General features: G+C 51.5%; 12 protein-coding genes. 6 read left to right on the top strand and 6 right to left on the bottom strand.

Annotated elements, in window-relative coordinates; translation table 11 throughout:
* Positions 1-58: 58 nt before the first annotated feature.
* A complete protein-coding gene (locus ACR9YC_RS05065) occupies positions 59-1,699 on the bottom strand; it encodes a M20/M25/M40 family metallo-hydrolase (RefSeq protein WP_438730729.1) in 1,641 nt (546 codons plus the stop codon).
* Between the two features lie 127 nt (positions 1,700-1,826).
* On the opposite strand from ACR9YC_RS05065, the gene ACR9YC_RS05060 reads away from it, so the two are divergent.
* Positions 1,827-2,282, top strand: a complete 456-nt coding sequence (locus ACR9YC_RS05060; RefSeq protein WP_438730726.1) for a MaoC family dehydratase — start codon at positions 1,827-1,829, stop codon at positions 2,280-2,282.
* A 2-nt stretch (positions 2,283-2,284) separates the two neighbouring features.
* On the opposite strand, the gene ACR9YC_RS05055 is transcribed toward ACR9YC_RS05060, so the two are convergent.
* Positions 2,285-2,869, bottom strand: coding sequence for a hypothetical protein (locus ACR9YC_RS05055; protein ID WP_438730723.1), 585 nt, complete (start codon positions 2,867-2,869; stop codon positions 2,285-2,287).
* Entirely contained in the window at positions 2,869-4,773 is a 1,905-nt protein-coding gene (gene mutL, locus ACR9YC_RS05050) for a DNA mismatch repair endonuclease MutL (RefSeq protein ID WP_438730720.1), read from the bottom strand. Before mutL ends, ACR9YC_RS05055 begins: the two co-directional genes overlap by 1 nt.
* 165 nt (positions 4,774-4,938) lie before the next feature.
* On the opposite strand from mutL, the gene ACR9YC_RS05045 reads away from it, so the two are divergent.
* The 5 genes from ACR9YC_RS05045 (at position 4,939) to rodA (ending at position 10,585) form a co-directional block, all read left to right on the top strand.
* Entirely contained in the window at positions 4,939-5,985 is a 1,047-nt protein-coding gene (locus ACR9YC_RS05045; protein ID WP_438730717.1) for a rod shape-determining protein, read from the top strand.
* Between the two features lie 30 nt (positions 5,986-6,015).
* Positions 6,016-6,942 carry a rod shape-determining protein MreC gene (gene mreC / locus ACR9YC_RS05040; protein WP_438730714.1) on the top strand — a complete coding sequence of 309 codons (927 nt, stop codon included), beginning with the start codon at positions 6,016-6,018 and terminating at the stop codon, positions 6,940-6,942.
* A 98-nt stretch (positions 6,943-7,040) separates the two neighbouring features.
* Positions 7,041-7,460: a rod shape-determining protein MreD gene (mreD, locus tag ACR9YC_RS05035; protein WP_438730712.1), complete on the top strand. Its 420-nt coding sequence runs from the start codon at positions 7,041-7,043 to the stop codon at positions 7,458-7,460.
* On the top strand, positions 7,457-9,454 hold the full coding sequence (gene mrdA / locus ACR9YC_RS05030; RefSeq protein WP_438730709.1) for a penicillin-binding protein 2: 1,998 nt from the start codon (positions 7,457-7,459) through the stop codon (positions 9,452-9,454). Before mreD ends, mrdA begins: the two co-directional genes overlap by 4 nt.
* A gap of 9 nt (positions 9,455-9,463) precedes the next feature.
* Positions 9,464-10,585, top strand: a complete 1,122-nt coding sequence (gene rodA / locus ACR9YC_RS05025) for a rod shape-determining protein RodA (RefSeq protein ID WP_438730706.1) — start codon at positions 9,464-9,466, stop codon at positions 10,583-10,585.
* Here the strand turns inward: rodA and ACR9YC_RS05020 are convergent.
* The 3 genes from ACR9YC_RS05020 to ACR9YC_RS05010 are packed head-to-tail and all read right to left on the bottom strand — an operon-like array spanning position 10,582 to position 12,597.
* A complete protein-coding gene (locus ACR9YC_RS05020; RefSeq protein ID WP_438730704.1) occupies positions 10,582-11,187 on the bottom strand; it encodes a nucleotidyltransferase family protein in 606 nt (201 codons plus the stop codon). The genes rodA and ACR9YC_RS05020 overlap by 4 nt on opposite strands.
* Complete coding sequence (locus tag ACR9YC_RS05015) at positions 11,180-12,130, bottom strand: XdhC family protein (protein WP_438730701.1); 951 nt, start codon at positions 12,128-12,130, stop codon at positions 11,180-11,182. Before ACR9YC_RS05015 ends, ACR9YC_RS05020 begins: the two co-directional genes overlap by 8 nt.
* Positions 12,131-12,171: 41 nt before the next feature.
* Positions 12,172-12,597 carry a c-type cytochrome gene (locus tag ACR9YC_RS05010; protein WP_438730698.1) on the bottom strand — a complete coding sequence of 142 codons (426 nt, stop codon included), beginning with the start codon at positions 12,595-12,597 and terminating at the stop codon, positions 12,172-12,174.
* Positions 12,598-12,618 lie beyond the last annotated feature (21 nt).

Raw genomic sequence — 12,618 nt, 5'->3', positions numbered from 1 at the left:
TTTATCACCGCCTCTCACAACCTGAAATCAACTCTTTAATTGCTTAGATTTTCAACCATCAATCCGGTTCGTTATAAGCGAACGGGTCAGTAGCCTTTGGTTCACGCGGCAGAGGTTGCCGAGCCAGAGTATCCTTATCATTAGCAGCAGCCCATAATACCCCGGCCATTACTACAGATGCCTGACGCAAATCGGCAGGACGGAGATGATCGAACGTGTCAATATTGGTGTGATGCAAGCGCGGGAAATAATCGAGCGGGTCTTGGATGAACTGAAACCCGGGTACACCAACTGATTGCATGAAGACATGGTCTGTGCCCCCCGTAGGACCAGCCACCACGCGCCCGGCATCCATTTGCGCGAATGGGGATAGCCATTTGCGCAACAATGGCACCGCTGCGTCATTACCTTCTGCATAAATACCGCGCAACTTACCCGAACCATTGTCCATATTAAAATAGGCTTTCAAATCATAATAGCCCGGTCGTTTGTTGATAGGGTAACGGTTGCTCCAGCCAAATGTTGGGCTAGGTGCATTAGGATCAGCCGCAGGGCGATAAGCCAGATATCTTTCCGTATAAGCCAAGGAACCAAGTAGCCCCTGTTCCTCAGCAGCCCAAAGAACAAACCGGATAGTCCGCTTTGGCCGTTGTCCTAATTTTTTCAAAATACGCGCTGCTTCCATTACGGTGACACTCCCAGCGCCATTATCTACAGCGCCGTCGCCGCCATGCCAGCTATCAAAATGCGCCCCTGCCATTACATAGCCTGCCTTGGGGTCCGTACCTGGTATTTCAGCAATGATGTTATAGGCGTTTAGATCATCATCATGAAAGCGTGTGTTGCTATTGATTGCCAAGGTCGGGGCAGTGCCTTTAGTTTCTGCCGCTATCGCCAATCGCGCTATACGGCGATAATCTTCAGCAGCAATTTCTACACCTGGCAACTTTGGGCTACGACCCGCCAAATAAGTATAGCCTTCGCCATGCACCAGCTTGCCATCACGCCGCGCACGCCGCGCCCAAGCTACGGCACCCTCTTCGGCCAAAAAGCTATCCAGTTTTTCGGTAAAAGTTACACGTTTAATACGGCGATCTTCTGCATTAGGATCATGAAAAGGCTGACGAAATTGATCCAATCTGCCAAAATCTTCACCTGTTAGGCGCCGAAATTGTGGTGTATCCTGCTCATCGCCAGTGCCCGGCACGCTGAGCATCACAATCTTGCCATTCAACTTACCGCGCCATTTGTCGAAATCTGCTTCTTCGGAAATTGGCGCAAGTACTACCTCGGCACGAAGCTCTCCATTTGTACCCGGCGTCCAAGCGATGGGTATACTGGTCAACGGCAATGGACGCGGTGCAATCATCGTAACGGAAGATGCTTCCATTGACCAACCGCGCCCAAACAAAAAGCCTTCTTTACGAACATTGGAAAGACCATAGTCGCGAAATTTGGCTACCGCCCAATCTTCTGCTTTGCGCGTATTTGGCGAATTGGTTAGCCGGGAACCAATGCCATCAAGCAATTCATGTGCTGTCACCATCACCTCAGACTGATTCATACCCTCATCAATGATGCGATTATTGATATCGACTTCTTGCGCAGGTGCAGGCGCAACCAGAACAATGGCAGGTAAAACTGCTGCAGCGAGCCAATGTGACTTACGCAAGGAAAGTTTGGCTGAAGATCGAATCATAATAAGCTCCTGTTTTTAACTTGCGTGAGATCACCATGATGATAGCAAAAGGGCAAGTTTTGTTTCGCAGCCGCACATATGAAGCAGATGAACACAAAAGATCATCCGACCCGTGGAGACCAATGACATGCGATATTTTGAAGATATTGAAATCGGCGAAACACATTATTTTGGTAACTATGCTGTCACCCGCGAAGAGGTTCTGGAGTTCGCGGAGAAATATGATCCTCAAACATTTCACCTGAGCGATGAGGCCGCAGCGAAAACCCATTTTGGCAAGATATCAGCAAGCGGCTGGCACAGCTGCGCGATGACCATGCGCATGATGGTCGATAATATGCATGCACATCCGCAAGCCGGATTAGGATCACCCGGCGTTGATGAGATTCGCTGGCTTAAACCAGTATATCCCGGTGACACACTACGCTGTGAGAGTGTTACGACAAGCAAGCGCCGTTCAAAAAGCCGCCCCGAAATGGGTAGCATGGAGGGCACCATAACGGTCTATAATCAAAATGACGAAGCTGTGCTCACCATGAAAAGCATCGGGCTAATCAGAGTGAGAGACGCCGAAAAGCAATAGCATCAGGCGCCGCAGCTATAGCGTCCTTCATAAGATGCGCTGCCGCCCTCATCTTGCGCGATGGTCAGGGTTGCAGGCCATTCCATTGTCTCAACACCGACCTTTTCGCCTTCGCCTTCGCCACGTTGAATAGTGACTTCCAAAGCCTCACTGGTCAGCGTTGGTCCAGCTTCCAACGCTGAATAACCACCACGACCAAGCAGAGGGATAATCCCTCCATTCATTTTTACTGCGGCCTGTATCGGTTGATCAGCGCCATCTTCACCCGTCGCAAAAAGCAAAGATGCATCATCCCCGCCAATGAACGAGCAGCCTAAACCCGGGCGAACGATATTGAGTGTTTCTGAAAATGTAACTGGCTCAAGGACCAATTCAGTAGCTTTGCCCTCATCATCAGTGGTAGAATCTTGCGTGGCTGCATCATCTGTAGAATCTGTCGCAGTGTCGTCTTCCAAATTGTCGGTCCTGACCGGCTCTACCTCTACAGGGCGCTGTAATTCTGCCTCAGTGATGGCTTCCTGCTCTGCACAGCCTGTCATTGCCAAAGCCATGACAGCCACACCCAAAATCGCACCATTATGTCGCATTATTTTCTCCCGAAGAGTTTCTCTATATCATCATGTGCCAGCTTAACCCAAGTTGGGCGCCCATGATTGCATTGACCAGAATGTGGGGTCACTTCCATCTCACGCAATAGGGCATTCATTTCTGCTACACTCAAAATACGGCCTGCGCGTACCGAGCCATGGCATGCCATTGTCGACGCGACATGGTCGATGCGCTCTTTCAGGCTCAATGCCTGGTCAAGGCTTGCCAGCTCGTCCGCAAGGTCGGTGACCAGTCCTTGGACATCAACTTTGCGCAGCATTGCCGGTGTTGCTCGCACCATCATAGCGCAAGGGCCAAAGCGCTCCATTTCCAACCCCATTGCTGTCATCTCGTCCAATTGCTCTTCCAGACGATCGCAAGCGACTTCATCCAGTTCAACCACTTCAGGCATCAGCAGGATTTGCGCTTTTTGCGCACCGGTCTGTGATGTGCTGCGCATCCGTTCTAGCACCAATCGCTCATGTGCGGCATGTTGATCAACAATCACCAATCCATCACCTGCTTCAGCAACAATATATGTCTCTGCAACCTGCCCGCGCGCCACGCCAAGCGGATGTTGCACAGCGTCTGGCACATTAGCCTCTGCTATTTCGGCGCGGGCTGATGGCATATCCAATCCATCATGGCGATATTGATTACTTTCATCGGACAAATTGGCTGGAGCTTGCTGTTCGGGTACACCCACTCCGTCAAAGCCGCGAAATGCGCCTGTCTGCGGAGCCTCAGCAAAGTTCGCAGCGCTGTTAGATGCTAATGAGTCTTGTGCAAAGCTATGCGCAGCGGAGTGGCCTTGTTGCGATCCGGGCGGAGATATTGTCGAGCCGACCTGCCAATTTTGTAGAGCACTGGCTTGTGGACGCTGTACAGCACGAAAGCCGTTCTCATCTAATGCGCGCCGCAGACCGGATACAATCATGCCGCGAATTTTGGCCGCCTCACGAAAACGCACTTCGGTCTTGGCTGGGTGGACATTGATATCTACCTCATCGACAGGCACATCGATATAGAGTGCCACAACCGGGTGGCGGTCACGTGCTAGCATTTCGGCATAGGCAGCGCGCACTGCACCGGTCAGCAGGCGATCTTTAACCGGACGATCATTGACGAACAGAAACTGGTGATCGGCCACTCCTCGATTAAATGTCGGAAGGCCCGCAATACCGCGCAAATGCGTTCCTTCTCGCTCCAGGTCGATGACCATATGGTTATCAATAAGCCCGCGTGCGGTCAGTGCCCCCACCCGCATTGTCAGTGACTGTTCGGGTTGAACATTGATGCTTTTGCGGCCGTCATTTTCAAGCCGGAAACCGATATCAGGCCGTGCCATCGCCAAGCGCTTCACAACATCGCTGCAAGCGGCAAACTCACTGCGCGGCGTCCTGAGGAATTTGCGGCGTGCGGGAACTTTGGCAAAAACCTGACTGACGGAAATTTCTGTCCCCGGCGGCGTTGCAGCAGGACCGTCATGCACCATTTCACCATGATCGACTGCTACTGACCAGCCGTCTAAGCTGCTGTCACCATCCAAAACGAATTCCGGATTAGGGCGCGTGGTGATCCGCATTAACGCAATACTAGCGATAGATGGCAGTGCTTCGCCGCGAAAGCCCAGCGACATGACCTTTTCAATCTCGTCGCTTGGTAATTTGGATGTGGCGTGCCGCTCTAAAGCGAGCAAAACCTCATCACGGGTCATACCGCAACCATTATCACGCACGATAAGCCCGTCTATTCCACCAGCAGACAAACGAATATCGATAGCAGTAGCCCCGGCGTCAATGGCATTTTCCACCAATTCCTTAAGCGCACTGGCAGGCCTTTCGACAACTTCTCCAGCTGCGATACGATTAATAAGTGCGTCAGGAAGGCGGCGAATTTTCATGGTTTACTGTCTAAACGGGCTTTGGCTGTGAAGCGAGCATGAAAAAGTGTATAATCCACCGCTTTTCTTTTGCATTCGGACACATTTGGGTTATGCGCAACCCATAGAAGAGTGGCAATTTTGCCGCTCATTTTGCATATCTAGATTATACGGACCACGAACCAAATGTCATTTTTCTCCAAGCTCTTCAGATTCGGCTCACAAAATATGGCCATCGACCTCGGCACCGCCAACACTTTGGTCTATGTTGAGGGTCAGGGCATTGTCCTGGACGAACCGTCTGTTGTGGCTATTGAGACCATTAACGGCATCAAACGGGTTAAGGCCGTCGGTGATGATGCTAAAATGATGATGGGCAAAACGCCCGATTCCATTGAAGCTATTCGCCCCTTGCGTGATGGCGTTATTGCCGACATCGAAGTCGCCGAGGAAATGATCAAGCATTTCATCAAGAAAGTGACAGGGCGTCAGCGCAGCCTTTTTAATCAGCCGGAAATTGTTATCTGTGTGCCATCAGGCTCTACATCAGTTGAGCGCCGTGCCATTCGTGATGCCGCATCAAATGCCGGCGCAAGTCAGGTGCATCTTATCCTTGAGCCGATGGCCGCTGCTATTGGTGCCGGTATGCCGGTAACAGAGCCTATCGGATCAATGGTTGTCGATATTGGCGGCGGTACGACGGAGGTTGCCGTTCTCTCTCTGCGCGGCCTTGCTTATACCACATCTGTGCGGACTGGCGGCGACAAAATGGATGAGGCTTTGGTCTCTTATGTTCGCCGTCACCACAATCTGTTAATCGGCGAAACCACCGCCGAGCGTATCAAAAAGGATTTCGGCGTTGCCCGTGCACCTGCTGATGGCGTTGGTCACACCATTCAGATCAAAGGCCGCGATCTTGTAAACGGCGTGCCGAAAGAGATTTCTATCAATCAGGCGCAAATTGCTGAAGCTCTTGCAGAACCGATTAGCACCATTGTCGAAGGTGTTCGTATTGCTCTTGAAAACACTGCTCCTGAACTTGCAGCGGATATTGTCGATCAAGGCATTGTGTTGACCGGCGGCGGCGCAATGATTGAAGGTTTGGACGCGTTTATGCGTGATGAAACAGGCCTGCCCGTCACTCTGGCTGAAAACCCATTAAGCTGTGTTGCATTGGGCACTGGCATTGCAATGGAAGACCCAGTTTACAAAGGTGTGTTACACACGCAATAATTTGTGACCTCGTAACGAAAGGGATTGGCTATGGTGACGCCGCCCAACAGGCGTCTGGGATTTAACCGCAAAGCGCAATATCGCGCATTCACTGGTTATGTTTTGGCTATATTGGGCGGCTTTGTCGGTCTGTTCCTGCTTGTCATATCTTTTATTGATCCCACCGGTTTTGCAGCTTTGCGTGGCGCAGCGTCAGAAGCTACTGCACCCGTATCAGGAGGCTTAGCCGGTGCACGTGCTGGCGCATCTAATAGTTGGGATGAGGTATCCGCCTATTTTGCAGCGGCATCGAAAAATGCAGATCTTGAACGCACCATTGAACGCCAAGAAGCACAGATTGTCGAAGCCAATGCACTGCGCCAAGAAAATATAAAGTTGAGGAGGCTATTAGGCCTTGTCGAGCAAGAAGCGGACACAACCGTAACCATATCACGGCTGATCAACTCGACCGCGACCAGCACCAGCCGCATTGCAACTATATATGCCGGTTCGCGTCAAGGTGTGGAAGCAGGGCAACCTGTACGCTCCTCAAAGGGGCTGGTTGGCCGCGTATTGACCACCACGCCAAACACAGCAAAAATTCTGTTACTGACCGACCCGCGAAACCGTGTGCCCGTTAAACGCACCGAAGACGGCATCGTGGGCTTTACGGAAGGTCTAGGCGATGGCCGGATTGCTATTAAATTGGTCGAAATGGGCGTAAACCCGTTTGAACCTGGCGACATCATGGTAACTTCTGGCAATGGCGGTCTTTACCGCCCCAATATACCCGTAGCCGTTGTGGTTGAAAGCACTGCTGATGGTGCAATAGCCAATTTGCTTAGCACCCCCGCCGCAACCGATTATGTGACGGTACAACCCCGTTTCATTCCTATTGATGACCCGTCTGACAATAGTGATGGTCAGAGTGACGACAGCATTGTTGATGGTGCAGCGCAAACTGATCCGGGCCGCTAATGTCGAGATCTTATAGTGCAAGATTAAACCGCAGACGATCAACGGTAAAGCTGCTGCTTTATCCAGTACTCTCTGTTGTCTTGGCTTCTATGCTACCAATGATTTTGCCAATCATTGCCGATTACCCTATATTGCCGCCATTCGGTTTTCTGGTTTTGTTGGCGTGGCGATTATTACGCCCGGGCCTATGGCCCATCTGGGCTGCGGGAATATTTGGCGCAGTCGACGATGTGTTCAGCGGACAGCCATTTGGTAACGCTATATTTTCATGGTCATTAGCGATGATAATAATGGAACTCATAGACTCGCGTTATGTCTGGCGCGAATTTTGGCAGGACTGGTTTTTGGCAGCATTTTTTATCACGGGGTTCATAATATTATCAGCCCTTATCAACTATCTCTTCAAAATACCGGTTTCGCCTTTTCTGCTGTTGCCACAAATTACGCTTTCTATCTGCCTGTTTCCCCTGATCCTGCGCAGCGCAGCATGGATTGACAGCAAGAGACTGGCAACATGAGCATATTGGGAATTGGCCGCAAGAACGGCAAAAAAACAGCCATTTCGGCTATGACTCAGAATATTACCTTCAACCGGCGCTCGCTTTTGCTGGGCGGCAGTCAGGCCGCTATCGGCATGCTGTTAGCGGGCCGTATGGCCTATATCGCTGTTGCCGAAAACGAACGTTATCAGGTTCTGGCGGAAAGCAACCGAGTCAATCTTTCGCTTATTCCGCCCCGACGCGGTTGGATTGTCGATCGTAATGGCAAACCTTTGGCCAATAATAAGGCTGACTTTCGCGTTGATATTATTCCGAACCGGCTCACTGAGGGCGCACAAACGGTCAGCCGCCTTGCGGACCTGCTCGACCTTCCTGCCGAAGAGGTTGAGCGCATCAATACGGAATTAGAAGATGCCGACGGGTTCCAACCTGTCGCTGTCGCTTCGGGTCTGAGCTATGATCAATTCGCTGCCATCAATGTGCGCATTCCTGATTTGCCGGGCGTTGCGCCGCTACAAGGTTTTAGTCGCCAATATCCCGGCGGGGCAGCGGTTGGGCATTTGCTCGGCTATGTTGGCATCGCCAATGCCAAGGAATATGAGGCGGAAAAAATTCCGCTGTTGGTTACGCCGGGCTTCAAACTGGGCAAAGACGGCCTTGAAAAGCAATTTGAGCAGATATTGCGGGGTGAACCAGGAGCCAAGCGTGTTGAAGTCACTGCGCGCGGCAAGGTCGTACGCGAATTGGAAACGCGGCCTGATACTCCCGGTGCACCCGTCAAACTAACCATTGATGGTGATTTGCAGCGTTATGCCGGGCGTCGAATAGGCCCTGAGTCCGGCTCTGTCATTGTTATGGATTGTGTGACGGGTGATATATTGTGTCTGGCGTCAATGCCCAGCTTTGACCCTAACAGCTTTTCGGACGGCATTGGCGTCGATGAATATGCCATGCTGCGCAATGATGACCATGTCCCCCTGCGCAACAAATCTTTGGTTGGTCTTTACCCGCCTGGATCAACTGTAAAACCCATGAACACCCTCGCCTTTCTCAAGGCAGGTATTGATCCGTCAGAAACGGTTGTATGCCGCGGCGGCCTGCGTGTGGGCAGCCGGTTTTTCCGTTGCCACAGCACGCACGGTACGGTGAATATGAACCGCGCCGTGGCGCAAAGCTGCGACACATATTTTTATTATTTTGCGCAGCGTATCGGCATGGACCCTGTCGCCACCATGATGCGCGAGCATGGGTTGGGGCTGGAATATGACCTGCCGGTCAATAACCAGTTTTACGGCACGGTGCCTGACCCGGCATGGTTGCAGCGCAAGCATAAAAGACGCTGGACCACCGCAGATACGGCCAATGCCTCTATCGGTCAGGGCTATGTGCTGACCAATCCGCTCCAGCTAACGGTTATGACTGCACGCATTGCCAGTGGCCGTGAGTTGACCCCGAACCTGCTAATGTCCAAGCGCAAAAAGCAGCAACCGGCAATGCAAATTGCACCTGAACATTTGGAATTGGCAAGAGCCGCAATGCGTGATGTTGTTCACGGGGCCGGCACGGCGCGTAGAGCTGCGCTGCCATTGCCCAATATTGAGGTTGCCGGAAAAACAGGTACTGCCCAAGTGGTCAGCCTAACACGCGGCGATGGCCGAAACGTACCCTGGAAATTCCGCGATCACGGTCTGTTCGTCTGTTTCGCGCCTTATGATAACCCGCGCTATGCCTGTGCTGTCGTTATTGAACATGGTGGCGGTTCCGGCGCTGCTTATCCAGTTGCTCGTGATGTGCTGACATTCTTGTTCGATCGTGACAAAGCTGAAGAAGCCATTGCTCCATTGGAACGCGCTTGGGGCGGCACTATCGAAGAACGCATGGAAAAACAATTTGCCCGCTTTCAGGCAAATAAGGCAGCAGCAGCCGCTTCAGAGGCAAGTGAGCAAGCGGATCAAGAGAGTGATCCGCAAGACGATAGCAACCAAAACAGCAATAGCGCAGAACAGGGATAGGCAAGACACATGCTCGCACTCATCCCTGCCCCGCTGCGCAATCAATCATGGTTTACCATAGTCTTGCTGATCGCCATGGCCGGTTTCGGCGCGACCATATTATATTCAGCGGCGGGTGGCTCCTTTTCCCCATGGGCCGGCTTACACATTGCGCGCTTTTCACTGTTTTTTGTAATGGCTATCGTTATCAGCTATTTGCCGGAAGAGCTGTTCAAATTCGCCTCCCTGCCAGTCTATGTCATCATCTTGCTGATGCTGCTCGGCGTGGAGATAATCGGCCAAGTGGGCGGCGGCAGTCAGCGTTGGTTGTCATTGGGCTTTATGCGTATCCAGCCTTCAGAGCTTATGAAACCTGCTATTGTCCTTGCCATTGCTAGGTTCTATGACGTTTTGCCGCGCGGCGATATACGCAGTTTTGCTGCTATCTGGCCACTTCTGGTGCTAATGGGCATGCCTGCCGCTCTGGTTTTGCTACAACCTGATTTGGGCACAACCATCACCATCTGCGTTGGCGCCATAACTGTTGCATTCCTCGCTGGCCTGCCGATGCGGCTTTTTGTTGGCGCTGGCATTATGGTTGCAATAACTGCACCGCTTGCATTTTTCTTCGCGCTGGAACCCTATCAACAACGCCGTGTTACGACCTTTCTCAATCCTGAGGAAGATCCTCTTGGTTCTGGCTATCACATCACCCAGTCACAAATTGCGATTGGTTCAGGCGGGATTAGCGGCAAGGGCTTTTTGAATGGATCACAAAGCCATTTGGACTATTTGCCTGAAGGACATACGGATTTTGTATTTGCCACAATGGCCGAAGAATGGGGTTTGATTGGCGGGTTTGCCGTTATTTTTGGTTTCTTCCTGTTGCTGCGCTGGGGCTGGAATTTGGCCATTAAAGCGCCTTCACGCTTTCAAAAGCTGTGCGCTGGTGGGCTGACAATGACCATCTTCCTATATGCGGCGATTAACCTGATGATGGTAATGGGCCTTGCTCCTGTTGTTGGTATTCCCCTGCCCTTTTTAAGCCATGGCGGTTCATCCATGCTGACCATTATGATCTGCGTTGGCGTATTGATGTCAATTGACCGGCAAATCAGAAACACACCTGCTGCTGGCTTCCGCTCTTTTTAGAGCTTGTGCTGAGCAGCCTCATTACACGCCGCCAAAGTCTGCGGCGTATCTATATCCACCAGCAATTCCGCTTTTGCGCCCACACTATGCGCGTTTCGCAACAATGCCCGCGCGCCTATATCGCCTTCAAGCTGTATGAGCGCATCAAAATGTTCAGCGCCAAATAATGCAGGCGGCAAGTTCTTTACGCCATCTGTGGAAGCAATTAACGCAGAGCCAATGTCGCTATTCACAGCCTGAAAAATGCCCTGCACATGCTCTATGGTGACGAAAGGCATATCAGCCAAAACGATCATCAAGGCATTCGCCTGTGCTGCCTTGGCTCGCTTAGCGGCCAATGCTACCGAATATCCCATTCCCAAATGAGCATACGGATTTTCGATCAAAACATATCCGCTTTGCCGCCATCCATCTGCACATTCTATAAAGCGTTCAGAACATATCACGGCCTGCCAGCCCCATGATATGGCTGATAAACTATCTGTGATATGCAGCCCCAGCATCTTGCCATGCAGCGGAGCGGCCAACTTATCCGTGCTACCAAATCGCGCTGATGCGCCTGCCGCCAAAACCGCCAAGAAAACCTGATTACTATCAATCATAGTCACTTGAAAAATCGGTATTTTGATAAGATTTCACGATTTCTGCCAAGGTTGAAATAGCCAATGTGTCCGGGTCTCTGGCAGAGTGAAAAAGGCCTATTGGCGCACGGATTGTTTTGATCGTTTGTAAAGAAACCCCCTGATCTTGTAACATTTCCATACGCTTTAATTGGGCGGTTCTGCCGCCCATCGCACCGATATAAAAATGCGGTTTGGCCAATGCTGCGGCGAGCAGATGCACCTCCCAATCATGATCGTGAAACAGAAAGACAATAGCAGTCCAGCGATCGCTCAATATCGCTGCCACATCGTCCACTGCATTGAGATAGCGGCCATCAATGTCCATCGCCAAAAACTGATCATGCAGATCGGTCTGCGGGGTAGCCGTTATAACGCCGACGTCTATGGCTTGCGCCAGATTGGCCAGACGCAGCATGGCCGCACCATGACCAATAAGCATCAGTCGCGGCGATGGCCAGTGGCCGATAATATGTTCGTCATTTTGCGCATCAAAACCATTGGGTTGCCAATGATCGACAAATTCAGGCGCTGTTCCGCCCGCAGATAATCTTATGGCAAATGGTTCGCGAGATTGCACTGCATTCAGGCATTGCGCCGCAAAATCATTATCGCGTAGTGGTTGAAAATGAATATCCAGCCCGCCGCCACAGGGCAGTTTGATATCAATATAGGGGGAACCTTGGCCGAAGCGGACAATTTTTGCCTCACCCTGTTCAAGGCATTGCAATGCCTCAGCAACCACTGCATTTTCGATACAGCCTCCCGATAAAGAGCCTGTAAAGCGACCATCTTGCGCGACGGCCATATGCGCGCCCGGGTCACGCATGGAAGAACCCGTCACAGAAATAACGGTCACCAATATGGCCGACCGTTTTGCGGCAAGTTCCTGCGTGAGAAATGAGAATATGCGATCATTATCCACGCAGGTTGCTCATCTTCTGTCACCGCTTTTCATGTCGTGCGTTAATTTGATTGCGCAGCGAGATAGGCAATGATGGCCGCACGAGAATCTGCGTCGCTTACAGCACCAGCAACCATATTTGTACCGGCAATTTTGCCCTGCGGGTCTGCAATGAAAGCGTCCAACTCGGCCTCACTCCACACAATGTCAGATCCGGCCAATGCCTCAGAATAGGTATAGCCCTCAACTGAACCAGCCTTACGGCCCAGTACATTATGCAAATTAGGGCCAACAGTTGAAGCCGCGCCTGGCTCAACAACATGACAGCCTTTGCAGATAGCAAATGCCGCCTCACCAGCGGCAGCCAAATCTTGCGAATTCGCGCTACCGTCAGAATTTGTGACCAGTTTTTCTGTACCAGGCTCACTAACGATAATCTGTTCAACAGGTTCAGGCGCTGTCGCTGAACCGCAAGAGCTGATTAGCAAACAGGATAGCCCTATTAACAA

The sequence above is a fragment of the Parasphingorhabdus sp. DH2-15 genome (genome assembly GCF_051668705.1).
Lineage (GTDB): Bacteria > Pseudomonadota > Alphaproteobacteria > Sphingomonadales > Sphingomonadaceae > Alterisphingorhabdus.
Note: the sequence above shows the minus strand (reverse complement) of the source record. Positions and strands in the feature narration are given on the sequence as shown.